The sequence below is a fragment of the Pseudomonas sp. AC239 genome (assembly GCF_979258545.1).
The window spans coordinates 5890706-5908345 of record NZ_OZ409864.1 but is presented as its reverse complement, the minus strand read 5'-3'; the positions used below and the strand labels follow the sequence as shown (position 1 = coordinate 5908345).

Here is a 17640-nt window from a genome sequence, read left to right as displayed (position 1 = left end):
TGAACCTTCTCTTGTTGGAGCGTGACCATGTTTTTTCGTACATCCCTGACGTTAGCTGCCTGTCTGCTGGCATTGAGTTCGCCTGTTTCGGCGACCCCGGCGCACGCCTTCGCGTTCGGCAAGCCGGCAGCCGCGAGCCTAGCCACGCGGACTATCGAAATCGTCATGGGCGACATGAACTTCGACCCGAAAGCCATACAGGTCAAGGCCGGTGAGACCATTCGCTTTGTGCTGGTGAATAAAGGCCAGTTGCTGCACGAATTCAACCTCGGTGATGCGGCGATGCATGCCAGCCACCAGCAGGAAATGTTGCAGATGCAGCAGAGCGGCATGCTCACGCCTACCGGCATGAAAGAAATGTCCCACGACATGGCGGGCAGGGATCACGCAGCGATGGGCCATGGGATGAAGCACGACGATCCCAACAGCGTGCTGGTCGAGCCGGGCAAAACCGCCGAGTTGACCTGGACCTTCAGCAACGCCACGGCGCTCGAGTTTGCCTGCAATATCCCCGGGCATTATCAGGCCGGCATGGTCGGCAAACTGACTGTCAGTCAGTAAGCACTCAAAGGCGCGGGCAAAGGCTGGTAGAATCCGCTGATTCTTCAGTCAGGTTTCCGCCATGCATCCCGCAGCCGAACATTCGCCGCTGGGCAAATCCAGCGAATACATCGCCACCTACACGCCGTCCCTGCTGTTCCCGATTCCGCGCACCGCGAAATGGGCCGAGCTGGGCCTGAGCGCCGAAACCCTGCCGTATAAAGGCGTGGATTTCTGGAACTGCTTCGAGCTTTCGTGGCTGCTTCCCTCGGGCAAACCGGTGGTGGCGATCGCCGAATTCAGCATACCGGCGGACTCGCCGAACATCATCGAGTCGAAGTCGTTCAAGCTGTACCTGAACTCGCTGAACCAGACGCCATTCGCCGACGTCAGCACATTGGAAGCGACGCTGGTCAAGGATCTGTCCGCCGCTGCCGGCAAACCGGTGGGCGTTCGCGTTCGCAGTCTGAAGGACGTCGAAGCCGAAGGCGTGGTGGCGTTGCCGGGCGTGTGCATCGACGATCTGGATATCAGCGTCAGCAACTACGAGCACCCGCGTCCGGAACTACTGCGTTGCGATGGTTCGCGCGTGGTCGAGGAGAGCGTGCACAGCCATCTGCTCAAATCCAACTGCCCGGTGACCAGCCAGCCGGACTGGGGCAGCGTCGTGGTGGAATACCGCGGCGCCGCGCTGGATCACGCCAGCCTGCTGGAATACATCGTCAGCTTCCGCCAGCACTCGGATTTCCATGAGCAATGCGTTGAGCGGATTTTTCTTGATCTGCAGCGGTTGCTGAAGCCGGAGAAACTGACGGTATTTGCGCGCTATGTTCGGCGCGGCGGGTTGGATATCAACCCGTATCGCAGTACCGAAAGCGTACAGCTGCCGAATCATCGCCTCGTACGTCAATAAGATCCGGAATGTGCGATATCCAATGTGGGAGCGAGCCTGCTCGCGAATGCGGTGTGTCATTCAACGATGATGTCGACTGACACGACGCCTTCGCGAGCAGGCTCGCTCCCACAAGGGCTTGCATGCACATTTTGCAAATGAAAAAGCCCTGCCATCGCTGGCAGGGCTTTTTTGTGCGGCGGGCGTCAGATGCCCATGCTGCCCAGCGTATTCATGATATTGCGCAGGGTGCCGGCGATTGCCGGGTGTTCGACTTCGAAGCGCTCGACCGCCAGGTTCACGCCGTCGGCGATGCTCGCGTCCTGCGTGGCAGTTTCCAGCTGGATTTCCGATTCGATCTGCGCCATCAGCGCATGCAGATCCTCACGCTCGGCTTCCGACAGCGGTGGATTGTGTTCCAGCTGCTCGCGCAGGGTATCGAGCTGTTTTTGCAGTTCTTGGGCGGGCATGGTGGTTTCCTTTTATCAATAGGCACTGGCATTGACCGCAGCCGCGCGCCAAAGGTCTATGGCTGACCTTTAGATTAATCCACTCTGGGTAAACCTGCATGACGTCGATCAGGGCTTTTCGCCTTTGGCGCGGCGCAGGCTGATATCGGCGAGACAGGCGTCGAGTTCACCGAGATGATCGATCACCGAATGCACGCCCAGGCTGAACAGCTGCACGGTTGCCTTGCCGCGCAACTGTTCGCGCTCCTTTTGCGACAGAGCCTGCCACTCGCTCGGGCTCAGGCCGCACAGCGAGCCACAGGATGCCAGCCCAATCGTCCACAACCCGGCATTCAGGCCGGCCTGCAACAGGCGCGGCTCACCGCTGACCAGCACGCAGCCATCGAGTCGGTCGATGTTCAGATCCATCAAGGCTTGCCAGCATGCATTGGGCGCCGGCCATGGATTCATTGTTGCTGAATGTTGCGTCGGCTTGATCCAGTCCGGCAGCGAGGCGGCCAGTGACTGAGCGAGGGCAGGGGGTAACTCATCCAGCCATGCGCAGGGAATCTGCTGACGCTGCAAGCTTTTCAGGCTATCGAGTGCGCCAGGGGTGGCTTCGGTGTGTTGCGTCTGGGCGAGGGTCTGCTGCGCGGCCCGTGCACCGAAATCCACCAGGCAGCCGCTGAGGCCGAACAGTACGGCCGTCAGGCGGGGCGCGGCGACGGGCAAGGTTTCGGCGTGTGTCATGGCAACGTCCCTGAAATAACGCTCAAGGCTAGGGCGCGCGGGTGACAGTTGCATGACAGCCCTGTGAAAGTCGGCGTAGGAAACTTCCTGCATATCCTTGCTGCGGCGCACTGCCCAAATCGCCGTTTACGCTTATACTAGCGGCCTCAACGCACGGGCCGAGCGTCCGCGCCAGTATCAAATCCAAGGAGTTTTTCTATGCGCTGGAGCCCTTCGCTCACTCAGCTAAGTGTTTGTGCCAGCCTGTTGCTGGCGCCGTTCGCCACCCAGGCGGCCACCGAAGAAGACCCTTGGGAAAGCGTCAACCGGCCGATTTTCCAGTTCAACGACTTCGTTGACACCTACGCGCTGAAGCCATTGGCGCAAGGTTATGAGTTCATCACTCCGCAATTCGTTGAAGACGGCATCCACAATATGTTCCGCAACGTCGGCGACGTCACCAACCTGGCGAACAACGTTCTCCAGGCTAAACCCGCTGCCGCTGGCGTTGATACCGCCCGACTGATTTTCAACACCACCTTTGGTCTGCTCGGCTTCTTCGACGTCGGCACCAAGATGGGCTTGAACCGCAGCGACGAAGACTTCGGTCAGACGTTGGGCTACTGGGGCGTAGGCAGCGGCCCATACGTAATGCTGCCGCTGATGGGGCCGAGCACCCTGCGTGATGCACCGTCGAAATACGTCGACAGCTTCACCGGCGCGTACCGCTACATCGATCACGTGCCGACGCGTAACTCGATCTTCGGCCTGAACATCGTCGACACCCGCGCCAGCCTGCTGTCGAGCGAGAAGCTGATCAGTGGCGACAAATACACCTTCATCCGCAATGCTTACCTGCAGAACCGCGAGTTCAAGGTGAAGGACGGTCAGGTCGAAGACGATTTCTGATTTCGACCGGTGACAGAAAGGCGACCTCGGGTCGCCTTTTTTGTGCGCGGCAGGGCATCGCCAGTGACCGTCGCTACCTTCCATCGGGTTACGCTTGGAGCGGTTCTTATAACTCCCGGTGATTTGACAAACAAAGTCGTCAAGCGACAATCGGCGCATGCTTGAAACGCTCTGCGGATGGGAGTACCGTCTGCGCCTTAGAAGGGCACCTCTGTTTAAAACCGCGCGCCAGGCGAATGCTTGAAAGTGCTGCAGCAGAGAGGCTAGAAAGCGAATCCAGTAGTCTGCGCAGGGCCGTTGCCCCGCTCACTACGCCAACCTAATTCTGGCGCCGTTTGCCCACATGCCAAAAACCAGTGCCACGCTGCTGATAATCGATGATGACGAGGTAGTGCGCGCGAGCCTCGCGGCCTATCTGGAAGACAGTGGTTTCAGCGTCCTGCAGGCCGGCAACGGTCAACAGGGTCTTCAGGTATTCGAGCAAGACGAGCCCGATCTGGTCATCTGCGATCTGCGCATGCCGCAGATGGGCGGTCTCGAACTGATCCGTCAGGTCACCGAGCGCTCGCCAGAGACGCCAGTTATCGTCGTCTCGGGTGCCGGGGTGATGAACGACGCGGTCGAGGCCCTGCGCCTGGGCGCGGCGGATTACCTGATCAAGCCTCTCGAAGATCTGGCTGTGCTCGAGCATTCTGTGCGTCGGGCCCTGGATCGAGCGCGGCTGCTGCTGGAAAACCAGCGTTACCGCGAGAAGCTGGAGAAGGCCAATCGCGAGCTCGAAGCCAGCCTGAACCTGCTCCAGGAGGACCAGAACGCCGGTCGCCAGGTGCAGATGAACATGCTGCCGGAAAGCCCGTGGAGCATCGACGAATTCCACTTTGCCCACCAGATCATCCCGTCGTTGTACCTGTCGGGTGATTTTGTCGACTATTTCCGCGTCGACGAGCGCCGGGTCGCGTTTTACCTGGCGGATGTTTCCGGGCATGGCGCGTCATCAGCCTTCGTCACCGTGCTGTTGAAGTTCATGACCACGCGTTTGCTCTTCGAATCGAAACGCAGCGGTACCTTGCCGGAGTTCAAACCTTCGGAAGTGCTCGGTCATATCAACCGGGGGCTGATCAGTTGTAAGCTGGGTAAACACGTCACAATGGTCGGTGGAGTCATCGACGAGGAGACCGGTTTGTTGACCTATAGCATTGGCGGCCATCTGCCTTTGCCTGTGTTGTACACGCCTGACAGTGTTCGTTATCTCGAGGGCCGTGGCCTGCCGGTGGGGCTGTTCAATGAAGCCACCTACGAAGACCACGTGCTTGAGCTGCCGCCGACGTTCAGCCTGACGCTGATGTCTGATGGCATTCTGGACCTTTTGCCAGAAGCAACGCTCAAAGAAAAAGAGGCTGCTTTGCCTGAACGGGTGAAGTCAGCGGGCGGCAGCCTGGATGGTCTGCGGCAAGTGTTTGGTTTGGCCACGCTAGGGGAGATGCCGGATGATATCGCCCTGTTGGTGTTGAGCAGGAATCTTCAATGAGTACCGGTAGAATCCAGTTCGCCGAGCAGGACGGCACCTTTGTCCTGAAGTTCGTCGGTGAAGTTCGCCTGACCCTGTGTTCGGCGTTGGATGCGACTATTGAGAAAATCTTCACCGCGTTGAATTTCAACGCGATCGTGATCGATTTGACCGAAACCCGCAGCATCGACAGCACGACGTTGGGTCTGTTGGCCAAACTGTCGATCCTGTCGCGGCAGAAGGTCGGCCTGTTGCCGACGGTTGTCACCACCCACGAAGACATCACCCGTCTGCTGCAATCGATGGGCTTTGAGCAGGTGTTCAACATCGTCAACCACCCGGTGCCGTGCCCGGAGTGCCTGGACGACCTGCCGGATCAGGATCAGTCGGAAGAAGTGGTGCGAATCAAAGTGCTGGAAGCGCACAAGATTCTCATGGGCCTGAACGATTCCAATCGGGAAGCGTTTCATGATCTGGTGAATGCGCTGGAGCGGCATTGATCCAGTGAATTGAGGAAGCATGGGCCGGGCTCTTCGCGAGCAGGCTCGCTCCCACATTTTGATCAGCACTTACCATAAAAAAGGGCGAACCCTCACAGGTTCGCCCTTTTTGCATTCTACAAACTCAAATCACAGCTTGGCCTGCAGCAACGCTTCCAGCTTCTCCTGGTCGCGGGCGAACTGACGGATGCCTTCAGCCAGTTTCTCGGTGGCCATCGCGTCTTCGTTGGACAACCAGCGGAATTGCGCTTCGTTGAGACTCAGACGCGCTTCACCGGCATTGCCCGGCGCCAGTTTGCGTTCCAGCTTGCCGGTGTCGGCGGCCAGCTTCTCCAGCAGTTCCGGACTGATGGTCAGGCGATCGCAGCCGGCCAGTTGTTCGATCTGGTTGATGTTGCGGAAGCTCGCGCCCATGACCACGGTCTTGTAGTCATTGGCCTTGTAGTAGTTGTAGATGCGCGTCACCGACTGCACGCCAGGATCATCGGCGCCGGTGTAGTCGTTGCCGTTGGCCTTCTTGTACCAGTCGTAGATGCGGCCCACGAACGGCGAGATCAGGAACACCCCGGCATCGGCGCAGGCGGCGGCCTGGGCGAAGGAGAACAGCAGGGTCAGGTTGGTCTGGATGCCTTCCTTCTCGAGGATCTCGGCAGCGCGAATGCCTTCCCAGGTCGAGGCGATCTTGATCAACACGCGGTCGCGGCTGACGCCAGCCTTGTCGTACAGCTCGATCAGACGATGCGCACGCTTGAGGATCGCATCCTGGTCGAAGGACAGGCGCGCATCCACTTCGGTGGAGATGCGGCCCGGAACCACGTTGAGGATCTCTTTACCCACTGCGACGCCGAAACGATCACTGGCCAGGCCGACATCGCCCTTGCAGTCGCGAACGCAATCGTTCAGCAGTTCGGCGTAGCCGTGAATGGCCGAAGCCTTGAGCAGCAGGGAAGGGTTGGTGGTGGCATCGGTCGGTTTGACTCGGGCGATCGCTTCGAAGTCGCCGGTGTCGGCAACCACGGTGGTGAACTGTTTGAGTTGTTCCAGCTTGGAAGTCATGGGCGTGCTCTATCCTATGGGTCTGAAGACATTACCCGAGCGCTGACAGGCACTCAAGGGTGCATTCGTGGATCGATGGCCCCTGCGGCAACAACCTGAAAACGATTGTTTGAAAGGTGGGGCGCGGTGTCGCTGAATACGATGCCAAAACAGCCCACAGGTTCAAAGCAACCGACCTGTGAACAGACCGGTTGCCCACGACCTATTCGGCGTTCAACAAACCTTCCACGGACAAGCGTGCCGGTTTTGGCTGGCCGTCGGAGGTGAGAAAGCCGAAGTTCTTCTCACGATCATTGCTGCCGGAATCACTGTTCCTCCATTCATAGATAGAAGTCAGCGGGATATTCAGACGTTTAACGTCAGCGATAAACGCGTTGATCTTGGTCGCTTGTCCCTCAGGCCCGCCGTTTGAGGCGAGGGCCGAAATCCCCCATTCACTGATCACCCCCGGCAGATTGAAATTCTGCTGGATGAACGTCTGCGCGTTGCTGATCTGCGTGGCGGTCATGCCATAAGGATGATAGGAAACGGCGTTCAGGCATTTGGGGTAATCGCTGACGATACTTTTCATCGCCACCGTCGAAGCCGAGCCTGCGCTTGGCGGCCGAGCGAAGCCGAAGCCGACCCGTGGTGTCGTCTGCGGCTGGCCTTCGAAGGCCTTGCACATGCCAGCCATGAACGGCACGAAAGTGGTGTCGAAATTGCGCGTCGGCCAATAGGTTTCCAGGTCGGGTTCGTTCCAGATTTCGATCGCCACCAATTGCGAACTCCAGGATTTTTCCAGCCCGGTCACGGCGTTGGCGAACTTACCGCCGGCGGCGTTCAGCTCCTCGGGCGACGTGGCCGGCAGTGCCTTGATTGCGCGCACTGTCAGCAGCACCGGAAGCCCGGCGGAAGCGGCGGCGGCGAAGGCGTCGCTGACCTGTTTTTGATAAGTCTTGGCGGTGAGGCTGTCGCTCCACACGCCGAAGCGCACAAAGCTGAAGCCTGCTGCCTTGATTTGCGCGGCATCGGCAGCGGTGAAGCTCTGGATCTTCACCTGAACGCCGATGGTTTTCGCTGGAAGGTTGGGGAACAGCTCACTGGCGTGAACCTGACTGGTGGCACCGAGCGCCATCAGGGCGAGGGCGGCGAGTTTATTGCGCTGTGCTGTTTTCATGTCTGCTCTCCTGAAGAGAATGACAACTACGAATAGGTATCCCGTTACTCAATTTCCGATAACGGTGATGGCACTAAGTGCGTGAATGTTATTTTTTGTCAGGAAAACAGCAACTGAAAATCACAGTTATTTTTAGTCCGCTAATTGTGGTTGGGGCGGCTTAAAACGCTGTGGTACTTAATGTTCCTGTACTAACAGGGCGAAGCTATTTCTGAGTGCAGGAAAGTCGTGAGGGTTCATTAACTTTCACGGCATGTTGGCTGTTTGATATTACACAGGAATGCAAGACTTGTTCAAAAAGATCCTCGTTGTCTGCGTGGGCAATATATGCCGAAGTCCGACGGCTGAACTGCTGCTGCGCAACGCGCTGGCCCCTGCCGCCATCACGGTGTCCTCCGCTGGCCTGTCCGCGCGCGTGGGCGAGGGGGTCGAGGCCTCAGCGCGGCAGGTTCTCGAAGAACACGGGCATTGTGCCGAGGCCTTCAAGGCGCGGCAGCTGACGTCGGATATCGTCAATGACTCGGACCTGATCCTCGTCATGGAAAAGGCCCACATTAATCAAGTGCTGAAGATTGCCTCACACGCCAGAGGCAAAGTGTTTCTGCTCGGTAAATGGCAGAGCGAGCGCGAAATACATGATCCGTATCGTCAAGGCAAAGCCGCGTTTATTCATGCCCACGCATTGATTGAAGATGCGGTTAGTTCATGGGCGAAGCGTCTCGGGCATTGATGAATCTTCTTCAGAACAGTAAATGGTAAGAACAGACTTATGCAGTTACCGTCCGTAATCGGCACCCGCGACAATGATCAAGACAGTATTGATCTGCTCGGCATCTTCGGCAGCCTGATCGACCAGAAGTGGCTGATCGGTGCGCTGACCGGTGCCTTCATGGTCACCGGCGTCGCCTATGCGGTGCTGGCAACGCCGGTGTACCTGGCGAACGCGCTGGTGCAGGTCGAACCGAAAAAGAACGACATGCTCGGTTTCTCCGACCTCAACAGCATGCTCGGCGGGCAATCGCCGTCGGTGACCGAAATCGGCATCATCAAATCCCGCGCGGTGATCGGCAAAACCGTTGACGACCTGCGCCTGGATATCGACGTCACCCCCAACACGTTCCCGTTGATCGGCGGCTTCCTTTCGCGGCGCTATCGCGGTGACAGCGAGACCAGCGTCGCGCCGCCGCGCTTCGGTTTGACCAGTTATGCCTGGGGCGGTGAGCGCTTGGAGTTCTCTCGGCTGGAATTGCCGAAAGATCTGCTCGGCAAGAAACTCACCCTGATCGCCGGCGAGCAGCAGCGCTTTGAGCTGTTTGATGAAAACGACAATCTGCTCGCCGAAGGTGTGGCTGGCGAAGCGTTTGCCAACGACGGCGTAGAAGGGCAGATCGCGCAACTGGCAGCCAACCCCGGCACGCGTTTTCAAGTGGTGCGCAATCCACGCATCGTGACCATTCAGGGCTATCAGGACGCGCTGGATATCTCCGAACAGGGCAAGGAGTCGGGGATCATTCGTCTGGCGCTGGCCAGCTCCGACGCGGCCGAGGCGGTGAAGATCCTCAACAAGATCGCCTCGCTCTACGTCGAGCAAAACGTGCGCCGCACTTCGGCGGAAGCCGCGCAAAGCCTGGCCTTCCTGCAAAGCCAGTTGCCCCAGGTCAAGCGTGATCTGGCCAAGGCCAGCGACGCTCTGAATGCCTACCAGACCCACGGCAAGACCGTGAATATCTCGCTGGAAACCCAGTCGGTGCTGGGCCAGTCGGTAGCGCTGGAAACGCGCATCTCCGAACTGAAAATGCAGCAGGCCGAGCTTGATCGCAAGTTCACCAAACAGCACCCGGCCTATCGCGCCTTGATGACGCAGATCGGCGAATTGACCCAGCAGCAGAAATCCCTCGAAGGCAAGGTTCAAGACTTGCCGGCTACTCAGCAGGAACTGCTCAACCTGACCCGCGACGTCGAGGTGGCTTCGCAGATCTACACGCAGTTGCTTAACAAATCTCAGGAACTGGACATCGTCCGCGCCGGGGCCGTTGGCAATGTGCGTTTGATCGATACCGCTGATGTCGACCTGACCAGCCCGATCAAACCGAAGAAAGCGCTGATTGTGCTGATCGCGACATTACTCGGCGCGTTTGTTGGCGTGGCGCTGGTGCTGTTGCGCAAATCCCTGAGCCGAGGCCTCGAAGGCCCGGAAGGCATCGAGCAGTTGGGCCTGCCGGTGTATGCGTCGATTCCCTACAGCGCCTTGCAGGAGGAAGAGGACAACAAAAAGGGCCGCGCCCGCGATGGCGTCGACAAACCAGCGTATCTGTTGGCGCTGCGCAACCCGACCGATCTGTCGATCGAATCGATCCGCAGCCTGCGCACCTGCCTGCACTTTGCCGGGCTCGACTCGACCAACAACCGCATCATGATTTCCGGCCCGAGCCCGCAGGTCGGCAAGACCTTCGTTTCGTCCAACCTTGCGGCGGTCATGGCCCTCAGCGGCCAGCGCGTGGTGCTGATCGATGCCGATATGCGCAAAGGGCACCTGCACAAAACCCTCAACACGCCGATCAGCAATGGTTTGTCCGACCTGCTGGTCAAGCGCTGCACCCTTGAGCAGGCGATCAACAAAGTCGAAGTCGACAACCTGCATTTCATCAGCCGGGGGCAAGTGCCGCCCAATCCTTCCGAATTGCTGATGCACGCCAACTTCCGTGAGCTGCTTGCGCAACTCAGCGAGCGCTACGACCTGGTGATCATCGACACGCCGCCGCTGCTGGCGGTGACCGATGCCGCCATCGTCGGTCGCGAGGCTGGGATCAGCCTGATCGTCACCCGCTTCGGGGTGAACCCGGCCAAAGAGATCGAACTGACCATTCGCCGCTTCGCCCAGAACGGCATCGAGTTGAAAGGCGCGGTGTTCAACGGCGTCGAGAAGCGTGCGGCCAGCTATTACGGCGGCACTGGCTATTACAACTACGAATACGCGTCCGACAAATCCTGATGGTTGCCGATTGTTCTTTCCTGTTTGAAGTGGGTGAGTTGTGAAAAAAATACTGCACGTGGCAGAGACGATCAAAGGTGGCGTGGCGACGGTGATCCGCACGATCTCGGCATCCCCCGAAGATGACGCGGCGAATTATCAACTGGTCTATCTGGTGCCCGAGGATCAGGCCAAAGAGCTGCACGGTATCGCCCCCCAACAGGTGCGCACCTTCCCGCGCAGCGGCCGCAACGTGCCGTCGCTGCTGCGTTTCGCCTGGCGTCTGAGCCAGGTGCTGCTCAAGGAAAAACCCGACGTCGTGCATTTGCACAGCACCTTTTCCGGCGTGATCGGCCGTGTTGTGTGCGTGCTGTTGCGACCATGGCGCAAGCCGAAAATCGTCTACTGCCCCCATGCGTTTTCGTTCCTGATGGAAAGCTCGCCGACCAAGCAGAAGGTCTATGCGTGGATCGAGCGGGTGCTGCAGAAAGTCACCGACGTGATCATCTGCGTCAGCCAGTACGAGCTGGATAAAGCCGCGCGTTTCGGCATCGAGCGCAAGCGCATGAAGCTGATCTACAACGGCATTCATCACAAGGATGACGCGCCGAAAAGCGCTGGCGCCGAGCCGATTCATCTGTTGTTCGTCGGGCGTCTGGATTACCAGAAAGGCTTCGACGTGCTGCTCAAGGCCTACGCCAAGGTCAATCGCAACGACCTCAAACTGACGGTGGTTGGCAGTGCGGTCAACGAAGACTCTGTCGAGTGCCCGCCGATGGATTCGGTCGAGTACCTGCCCTGGGTGACCCCGAGTGAAGTGCAGGCGCTGTATCAGAAAGCCGATGCGCTGATCGTACCGAGTCGCTGGGAAGGCTTTGCCATGGTGCCGCTTGAAGGCATGGCCATGGGGCTGCCGGTGATTGCCAGCAACTGCACCTCGCTGCCGGAACTGGTCACCAACGAAGTGTCTGGCTACGTCTTTCCGTCCGGCGATCACCAGGCGCTGGCCGACGTGTTGACGATCATCCAGAAGCCGCGCCTGCTCGACCTTGGCAATGAAGGCCGGAGCATTGTCCGCGAACGCTTCAGCGCCGCGTTGATGATCCGTCAGACCTACGACCTGTATCACGCTCCCACTTATTAAGTAGAACTCAAGCTTATGAACGTAACGATTTTGCATGGCTACAGTGCGTCCAACTCCGGTGACGGTCTGCTCGTCGATCTGGCCATTGCTCTGGTGCAGCGTAACTTCGGTGACGACACCGCGATCAGTGTCGTGGCGTCCGATCCCGAGTCGTTCAATTACTTGCCGCACCCGCGTTTCGATGCGCCGGTGATGGCGGCCAAAGGTCTGGGTCGGGTCAAGCAAGCGGTGTTTCTCAATCAGTCCTACGCCGGGCTCGCCGATCTGCTGAAGAAAACCGATCTGATCGTCGGTGTCGGCGGCGGTTACATGCGCTCGAAAAGTGCCTTCGAGCACATCAAGCTGAAGCTCGGCCACGCCAAGCAACTGGAAACCGCGATCCTCAGCAAAGTGCCGTCGGTGTACCTGCCGCAGAGCATCGGCCCGTTCCACGGCGAGAGCAGCAAGATCGTTGAACACTACGCCAGCGCCGATGCGGTGTTCGTGCGTGACAACCGTTCCTCGGCGATTTTTGACGCTTGCGAAAACGTCTACCGCGCGCCGGATCTGGCCGTGCAGTCGCTGGCGAGCAAGATTCTTCAGCAACCGAAATTCACCCGCTGCGCCGCCTCGCCGGCGACGGTATGCGTGGTGCTGCGCAAGCCGCCGGAGTGGAGCAAAGAGAAGAAGGTCGCCTACGTGGCCAATCTGAAACTGCTGCTGCAGCGTCTGAAGAACAAGAGCAAAGTGGTCTGCGCGGTGCAAAGCGCGGTGCGCGGCAACGATGACGGCGCGTTCTACCGCGAGCTGGGCATCAACGAAGACCTGCTGTCGCTGAAGGCAACCATCGCCAAGTACCAACCGGACCTGGTGATCTCGGTGCGTCTGCACGGCGCCATCGAATCGCTGCTCTCCGGCGTGCCGGCGTATCACATCAGCTACGAGCGCAAAGGTTTTGGCGCCTATCAGGACATGGGCGTCGAGGACTGGGTGATCAACGGCGGCGATATCGACGTCGACACCATCATCAACACTGTTTACGCGCCCAATGCCTTGGCGGATTTCGGCAAGCGCCTGACCGACACTTGCCGCGAAATCGAAGCGAAAACCGTGGCCATGGACGAAATCATCAAGGGTGTCGTTCGATGATATTTCGGCTGTTGCTTCGCGGCGGAGCCTTGGGCGCGAAGTTCTTGCTGGTGTTGGCCATCACCCATTACCTCGGTTACGAGGCGCTGGGCTTTTATGGTGTAGTGGTCGCGGCGTCGTTGATCGCTTCGAAGTTCTACAGCGTCGGCTTCAGTTCCGAAATAAACCGGCTGATCAGCGTCGGCGGCAGTTCGCGGCGGGTGGTCGACAAGGTTCTGCTGCTGTATCTGGCGGTGGGGCTGTTGTTGTCGGTGCTGACCGTGCTGGTCTATTCGCTGTTCCAGTCGGTGGAAGTAACCGCCACGTTGATCCTTTGCGTGACCCTGGTGCTGCTCACTGAGCACCTGTCGTTCGAAATCAATTCCTTCGTGTTTTCTGCGCAGAGAGCCACCGCCGGCGCTCTGCTGTTCTTCATCAAGACCGGCCTGTGGGCGGTGTTGGCGGTGGGCGGCATGGTGCTTGGCTGGGTCGCGGGCATCGCCAGTGTGTTGTGGCTGTGGGTCGCCGCCAACATGCTGGTGATCATCGCCGGTTACCTGATCGTGGTGAACGTGCACAAGGGCCGCGAAGCAGCGGCACTGGACACCGCGACGGTGTGGAAGGCCGGGTTGCCGTTCTATCTCGGTACCGGTCTGATTGCGCTGAGTCAGTACGCCGAGCGCTTTCTGATCATTGACCTCGAGCCCTACGCCAGCCTCGGTAAATATGTGTACGCGTGGTCGGCGGCGAACACTTTGCAGGCGTTGTCGTATGCGGTGGTGGCGGTGGTCGGCATCCCGGTGTTGGCCAAGCGTTTTCAGGCTGACCAGCAGGCGTTCACGGTCAGGCAACTGTTCGTCAACAAATGGGTGATGCGCTCGCTGGTGGTCTCCGCCGTTGTGGCTGTGGCGATCTATGTGTTTTTCAATGTGTTGCTCGATTACGTCGCCGCCAGCGTGCCGCGTCCGGATAACGCGCTCCTCGCGGTGCTGATTTTTTCCTTCGCCTTGCGGGCGATTGGCGACATCGTCTGGGGCGGTTTGATTGCCTCGAAAAACAGCCGGGTGTCGCTGGCCAGCGCGGCGCTCTGCCTGCTGATTTCGGTGCCTGTCAGCTATGTGCTGATCAAGCATTACTCGATCTACGGCGCGGCGTGGGGCAACGTTTTCGCCATCGTCGTGCAGCTCAGTGTGATTGCAGTGTTGACCCGTGTCAGCGGCGCGAAAAAGGCTGCGCTGTCATGGGCCTGAAACTGCCGCGCATCGAGTTTCGTGGGCGCAAATTCGATTCGTCGATTTCCTTTCTGATCCTGTTCACTGGGCTGTTTCTGTCAGTGGCGATGCCGTTGCTGGTGCCGCGTGATCCGGGGCCGGATGCGATGACCTTGTGGTCGTCATATGCGCGCGCCGACAACTGCAATTTCTGGAACCCGTTCTCGCCGGATCGCTCGTCCTACGAATGTTCGGCGTTCCTGCTGCGGCCCACCGGGATCAACCTGACCAACGCCTGGGCCTACGGCATGTTCTGCAATTTCTTCCTCACTGCAATTCCGGTGGTGGTGTTTCGGCGCATGCCGCTGACCATTTTCGGCACCCTGTGCCTGTGGGGCATCGTGCGTTCGTTTTTCCTCGAGAACCTGACCAAGGAAATCATCGTGTCGGTGGCGGTGTTGAGCATTCTGCTCAGCGCATTGACGCGCAAATATCGCGGCGGTTTTTTCCTCTCGGCGGTGATTTACGGGGTGCTGATCCGGCCGTACTGGATCCTGTTTTCGCTGTCGTGGGTCGGCGTCTGCGTGATGAAAAAGTACGTCTCGCGCTTCACCTTCTTTCTGATGCTGTTCCTGTTCTATCTGGCGGTGGCCATGGCCATTCAGCTGGCGCTGGGCTTTCCGGTGTCATCGATCCGCGCGAGCAACAACGAGCTGCGCACGGCGGGCGAGGAGGGCTCGAAATCGCTGATCGTCTCGTGGCTCAGCGGCAGTGACTTCGTCTCCCAGGCGCTGGACTCTATGATCATTTTCTTCCGGCTGTCGTTCCCGGTTGAGCTGATTCTGCTGTCCGGGCCGGGGCAGGTGATCTTCGTTGCGCTGATGATCATGACTGCACTGCTGCTGTTCAAAGTCATCACTTCGACCGACTACAAGGGCGCGCCGATCCAGACCAAACCCAAGGAACTGATCGCGATTCCGCTGGCGTTTCTGTTGGTGCAAGGCTTGTTCGAGCCGGACTTCGGCTCCTTCGCCCGGCACTTCTCGATGGTGGTGCCGGTGTTGTTCGTCGGCTTGGGCTTGATGCTGCGCGCGAACAAACCGGTGCAGGTCGAATCAAGAATTCTCACTTAAGGCAGGTGCTCTATGTCGAGCAAGAAAAAATCCCTGGAGATCGAAACCCTGCGCGGCCTGGCGTGCCTGCTGCTGGTGCTCTATCACGTCATCGGCCCGCTGGGCGGCGGCTTGAAGATCGACATCGGCTCGCCGTTCCGGGTCATCGCCGACTCGATGGTGTACGTGCGCATGCCGCTGTTCACGTTCATCTCCGGCTACATCTATTCGATCTACAAGATTCGCGGCAATGACTTTTCCGCGTTCTTCGCCGGCAAGGTGCGCCGGTTGATCGTGCCGCTGTTCTGTGTCGGCGTGCCGTTCTCGGTGCTGCAAGCGGTGGGGCCGGGGGTGAACAAGGACGTCGGCGTGATCGATGCGTTGTTGTCGTTCTGGGTGCCGATCAACCACTTCTGGTTCCTGCAGGCGGTGTTCAGCATTTTCATCTTCGTCGGCTTGCTGGAATGGCGCGGCCTGCTGCGTTCAGCAACGCGGCTGTATGGCTTGTTTGCGTTTGCGGCAGTGTTGTTCCTGCTGCCGCCGTTGCCGCTGGATGCGTTCGGTATCAACGGTGCGATTTACCTGCTGCCGTTTTTTGTTGCAGGGATGATCGGGCAGGAAAGTGTCGATGTTTTGAAGCAGCGTTTGAAAGTGATCGGGCCGCTGCTGTTTGTGCTGATCTCGCTGACGTTGCTGTACGTCGCGGCGATTGATCGTGAGCTGATTGTCGATCGCCGCAGCCTGATTGGTTTGACGGTGGGGTGCGTGTCTTGTATCGCATTGCTGTCGAGTGACATGCGCTCGAAAGCGCTGACCTGGCTCGGCGGATATTCCTATGCGATTTTCCTTTTCCATGTGCTGTTCGCAGCGACATCGCGGTTTGTCCTTGGGCGCCTCGGCGTGAAGGATGAGAGCTTGCTGGTGCTTGGTGGTCTGAGTTGTGGATTGCTCGGGCCGGTGCTGTTGGCGATGGTGTTCAGTCGTTTCAACTTCACTTCGGTGCTGTTCCTTGGCGAGCGCGCGGCGAAGAAAAAAGCACCGGTGATTGTCGCTCCGGTGGTGCAGACGCAGAACAGCTGAAAGCTTCGCGAGCAGGCTCGCTCCCACAGAGGTTGTGTGAATTGCACAAGGTCTTTTGTGGGAGCGAGCCTGCTCGCGAAGGGGCCATCCCGGACAAAGGAAATATTCAATGATGCCAGTAGACGCCCCTCAACCCGTCGCCACCACGGCCATCACGGTAGACGATGCCCGCCAGCGCTTTGCGCAATGGCGCGAAGGCAAGGCCGGCAAGGTGCTGGCGGTTTCGGTGATTGGCGACAGCTACACCGCCGGGCAGGATTTCTACCTGAACAAACTGGTGCAGCGAGTGGCCGCCGATGTGGGTTTCGCCGGCCCCGGTTACGTTGGTTTCAACCACGGCGCGGCGCTGGGCGGCACGCATTTCAAATACACCCGCAGCAGCGACAAATACTTCGGAGGCGGCTGGAAGGTTTCCGAGCTGGGCCAGGCCAGCCCGGACAGTCGCACGATCAGCGGCAGACCGGGCGCGTGGTTGCAAGTGGATGCCAGTCCTTCGCTGCGCATCGATACCGCGGTCACTCAGGCGAAACTGTTGTATCTGGGCAGCGGCGAAGCCGACGAGCTGCGCTATCGCTGGTCGCCCGCGCAAGACTGGCAACCGTTGCAGCTCGCAGGCTCAGGCGTTCAGGAGGTCGCGCTACCCAGCGCTCCATCAGCCGCAGACTGGTCATTCAAACTAGAGGTGGTGAAGGGCGCGCCGACACTGTTCGGCCTGTGGCTGGGCAACGCTCAGCAAGGCGTGCGAGTGTCGAAACTGGCGGCTTCCGGCGCGGCATCGGCCGATTTTTATCACACGGATCCACAGTGGCAGACGCAATGGAAAGCTGTGGTGGCGAAGATCCCGGCCGACGTTTACCTGATCATGCTCGGCGGCAACGATCAGGGCTTCGGCGTCAAGCCTGCGCAGTACCTGCAAAACGTTCAGGGCCTGGTGAGCATGCTGCGCGAGATCCAGCCAGCGGCGAGCATCAACCTGATCATGCGTCAGGACACCACGCGCTCCAGCGCTTATCCGATGTCGGCCTATGCGCAGGTGCTCGAACCGTGGGCGCGTGAACAGCATCTGGGTTTTGCCAACCTGCAATGCGCATTCGGCCCCGACATCAAACGCTACGCCAGCGCGATGATCGGCCCGGACAAGATTCATCCGTTGCCGGCCACGGGCGGGAAGGTGATTGCCGATTATTTTTATGGCTGGATAACGGGTACGAGTACCGGTTGCGACGACTCGCCACCATGATCGTCTTCCCACGCTCCGCGTGGGAACGATCAAT

Annotated in this window: 17 protein-coding genes; 13 read left to right on the top strand and 4 right to left on the bottom strand. The window is 59.1% G+C overall.

The features are described 5' to 3' along the window. Nucleotides 1-27 precede the first annotated feature (27 nt). Both copI and queF read left to right on the top strand, forming a co-directional pair. Nucleotides 28-561, top strand: coding sequence for a copper-resistant cuproprotein CopI (copI, locus tag ACZ0AZ_RS26865; RefSeq protein WP_463538508.1), 534 nt, complete (start codon nt 28-30; stop codon nt 559-561). A 61-nt stretch (nt 562-622) separates the two neighbouring features. Beyond that, complete coding sequence (gene queF, locus ACZ0AZ_RS26860; RefSeq protein WP_463538507.1) at nt 623-1453, top strand: NADPH-dependent 7-cyano-7-deazaguanine reductase QueF; 831 nt, start codon at nt 623-625, stop codon at nt 1451-1453. Nucleotides 1454-1638: 185 nt separating this feature from the next. Here queF and ACZ0AZ_RS26855 read toward each other — a convergent pair whose 3' ends face one another. Next, the gene (locus ACZ0AZ_RS26855; RefSeq protein WP_016775472.1) at nt 1639-1902 is read right to left on the bottom strand and encodes a DUF4404 family protein; all 264 of its coding nucleotides are present in this window, start codon (nt 1900-1902) and stop codon (nt 1639-1641) included. A 108-nt stretch (nt 1903-2010) separates the two neighbouring features. Continuing rightward, the gene (locus tag ACZ0AZ_RS26850) at nt 2011-2631 is read right to left on the bottom strand and encodes an HAD family phosphatase (RefSeq protein WP_310406599.1); all 621 of its coding nucleotides are present in this window, start codon (nt 2629-2631) and stop codon (nt 2011-2013) included. A 198-nt stretch (nt 2632-2829) separates the two neighbouring features. On the opposite strand from ACZ0AZ_RS26850, the gene ACZ0AZ_RS26845 reads away from it, so the two are divergent. From ACZ0AZ_RS26845 to rssC, 3 genes are all read left to right on the top strand, one after another. Further along, nucleotides 2830-3519 (top strand): MlaA family lipoprotein, encoded by a 690-nt coding sequence (locus ACZ0AZ_RS26845; protein WP_039760748.1) that lies wholly within the window; start codon nt 2830-2832, stop codon nt 3517-3519. Between the two features lie 343 nt (nt 3520-3862). Beyond that, nucleotides 3863-5047, top strand: coding sequence for a two-component system response regulator RssB (gene rssB, locus ACZ0AZ_RS26840; protein ID WP_039760746.1), 1185 nt, complete (start codon nt 3863-3865; stop codon nt 5045-5047). Then, nucleotides 5044-5526: an anti-sigma factor antagonist RssC gene (rssC, locus tag ACZ0AZ_RS26835; RefSeq protein ID WP_003226553.1), complete on the top strand. Its 483-nt coding sequence runs from the start codon at nt 5044-5046 to the stop codon at nt 5524-5526. Before rssB ends, rssC begins: the two co-directional genes overlap by 4 nt. Before the next feature lie 129 nt (nt 5527-5655). Here rssC and tal read toward each other — a convergent pair whose 3' ends face one another. Continuing rightward, the gene (gene tal / locus ACZ0AZ_RS26830; protein WP_415761953.1) at nt 5656-6582 is read right to left on the bottom strand and encodes a transaldolase; all 927 of its coding nucleotides are present in this window, start codon (nt 6580-6582) and stop codon (nt 5656-5658) included. A 202-nt stretch (nt 6583-6784) separates the two neighbouring features. Beyond that, nucleotides 6785-7741: a cellulase family glycosylhydrolase gene (locus tag ACZ0AZ_RS26825; protein ID WP_039760732.1), complete on the bottom strand. Its 957-nt coding sequence runs from the start codon at nt 7739-7741 to the stop codon at nt 6785-6787. Nucleotides 7742-8030: 289 nt separating this feature from the next. Here ACZ0AZ_RS26825 and ACZ0AZ_RS26820 point away from each other — a divergent pair, with 289 nt between their 5' ends. From ACZ0AZ_RS26820 to ACZ0AZ_RS26785, 8 genes are all read left to right on the top strand, one after another. Further along, a complete protein-coding gene (locus ACZ0AZ_RS26820; protein WP_039760729.1) occupies nt 8031-8471 on the top strand; it encodes a low molecular weight protein-tyrosine-phosphatase in 441 nt (146 codons plus the stop codon). Between the two features lie 39 nt (nt 8472-8510). Continuing rightward, complete coding sequence (locus ACZ0AZ_RS26815; RefSeq protein WP_129999672.1) at nt 8511-10733, top strand: polysaccharide biosynthesis tyrosine autokinase; 2223 nt, start codon at nt 8511-8513, stop codon at nt 10731-10733. 40 nt (nt 10734-10773) lie between these two features. Continuing rightward, nucleotides 10774-11856 (top strand): glycosyltransferase, encoded by a 1083-nt coding sequence (locus ACZ0AZ_RS26810; protein ID WP_016775464.1) that lies wholly within the window; start codon nt 10774-10776, stop codon nt 11854-11856. A 15-nt stretch (nt 11857-11871) separates the two neighbouring features. Then, nucleotides 11872-12984, top strand: a complete 1113-nt coding sequence (locus ACZ0AZ_RS26805; protein WP_041477306.1) for a polysaccharide pyruvyl transferase family protein — start codon at nt 11872-11874, stop codon at nt 12982-12984. Next, nucleotides 12981-14213 (top strand): MATE family efflux transporter, encoded by a 1233-nt coding sequence (locus tag ACZ0AZ_RS26800; protein ID WP_463538505.1) that lies wholly within the window; start codon nt 12981-12983, stop codon nt 14211-14213. The genes ACZ0AZ_RS26805 and ACZ0AZ_RS26800 overlap by 4 nt, the downstream gene beginning before the upstream one ends. Beyond that, complete coding sequence (locus ACZ0AZ_RS26795; protein ID WP_016775461.1) at nt 14204-15307, top strand: hypothetical protein; 1104 nt, start codon at nt 14204-14206, stop codon at nt 15305-15307. Before ACZ0AZ_RS26800 ends, ACZ0AZ_RS26795 begins: the two co-directional genes overlap by 10 nt. 12 nt (nt 15308-15319) lie before the next feature. Continuing rightward, complete coding sequence (locus ACZ0AZ_RS26790) at nt 15320-16366, top strand: acyltransferase family protein (RefSeq protein ID WP_463538504.1); 1047 nt, start codon at nt 15320-15322, stop codon at nt 16364-16366. 109 nt (nt 16367-16475) lie between these two features. Further along, nucleotides 16476-17606: an SGNH/GDSL hydrolase family protein gene (locus ACZ0AZ_RS26785; protein ID WP_129999668.1), complete on the top strand. Its 1131-nt coding sequence runs from the start codon at nt 16476-16478 to the stop codon at nt 17604-17606. Nucleotides 17607-17640 lie beyond the last annotated feature (34 nt).